2 protein-coding genes are annotated in these 1,499 nt (G+C 39.9%); one reads left to right on the plus strand and one right to left on the minus strand.

What is annotated here, in order from left to right; all coding sequences use genetic code 11:
• Positions 1 to 25: 25 nt before the first annotated feature.
• Entirely contained in the window at positions 26 to 517 is a 492-nt protein-coding gene (locus AC1DDX_RS27360) for a hypothetical protein (protein WP_172662681.1), read from the minus strand.
• Between the two features lie 182 nt (positions 518 to 699).
• Between AC1DDX_RS27360 and AC1DDX_RS27365 the strand changes: the two genes are divergently transcribed.
• A partial coding sequence (locus tag AC1DDX_RS27365; RefSeq protein ID WP_477623029.1) for a helix-turn-helix domain-containing protein occupies positions 700 to 1,499 on the plus strand: 800 nt, incomplete at its 3' end.

The following is a 1,499-nucleotide window of genomic DNA, read 5'->3' on the forward strand; positions in this document are numbered from 1 at the left end:
CGCTAATGCTGAAATGCTGTCTCCGCTACACCAGAAATGACGGGTCGATCTGGTAGGCGTCGAATAATTGGTGTGACCTAAGTTTTTTTTGTACAAGTCCCATGCGCAAATCCAATGCAGAAAGGTCTGTTGCAATCGGAATAAACTGTATTCCCTTAAGCAGAGCGGTGTTAATCACTAGTCCAATTGCTAAACTAGTGGTCTTATCCGCCCATTCCTGTAATTCCTTTTCATTTCCTATCGTGATGCTATAATTTTCAAGGAAATTAGATCTGAAAGGGGGGAGGATGGTGTGATATTCCTTAGATTTTATTGCGTAATCAAGTAGGTCCTTATCATTAAAATCAGTCCTTTTAAGCACAAGTAACTGAAAAGGAGCAAACAGGGGCTTATCCATCTCAAGATCTGAAAGTTCATTGCGGTCAATGCGGATCATTGTAAATGGCCAGGCGCCTGTTGACGGCATAAGTGGAAAAATGTCCAGTATCGAAGAATCTATTATTTGTTCTAGTCCCATGTATATTGTCGTTTATAATTCGTTTAATTATTTATTCGTTTTTGTTGCCAGCAAAATTATGCTATATATAGTTACAATTTATTAGTAGTTACCTAAAGGTTATGAAGTAACATGAGTTAAACTACAACAAAGAAGAGAATATTGGATTAGATGAGTTGATTTGAAGTTCTTAGCTTTGTGTAATGGGTGCGAAAATCGAACGTCCGGTATCAGAGTTCAATACTGAACTAAAGCTTAAAGGTTTTAATGTTTGGCAACTTGAGGCAGATAGCCATGCTACACGAATCTATAACCGCAAGGACTTCTATAAAATCTGCCTGACAACGGGAAAAAGCATTGTCCATTATGCAGACAGGAGCTTTGAGCACGAGGGTACAATTCTGTTCTTTGGCAACCCACACGTTCCATATTCCTGGGAGACGCTTTCTACAACCTATGCAGGTTATACCGTGCTTTTTTCGGAAGATTTTTTTAGCGCTTCGGAACGGAGCGAGAGCTTACAACATTCTCCTTTATTCAAAATAGGAGGTACGCCCATAATAAAGATAGATGAAGGTAAGAGAGATTTTTTGAATTCCATATTCCTTAAAATGATCGAGGAACAAAAGAGCGATTATGCCTATAAAGATGATCTGATCAGAAATTACATCAACCTGATTATCCATGAAGCACTAAAGATTCAACCATCTGCCGACTTCGATCAACACAAGAATGCGGCAGGCCGTTTAACCTCAGTATTCTTTGAACTGCTAGAAAGGCAATTTCCGGTCGAAACCACCGATAGGCCACTACAATTCAAAACGGCACAAGACTATGCCCTTGCTTTAAATGTACACGCTAATTATCTCAATAGGGCGGTTAAGGAATTTACAGGCAAACCAACTACTGCCCACATTACCGAGCGCATTATCTCAGAAGCAAAAGCCCTGCTACAGCACACAACTTGGAACATTTCTGAAATTGCCTACGCACTGGGTTTCGA

The sequence above is a fragment of the Pedobacter sp. 10L46_2 genome (assembly GCF_056395165.1).

Coding starts and splice junctions, on each gene's coding strand:
- AC1DDX_RS27360 (WP_172662681.1), bottom strand. CDS start 517: ATGGGACTAGAACAAATAATAGATTCTTCGATACTGGACATTTTTCCA.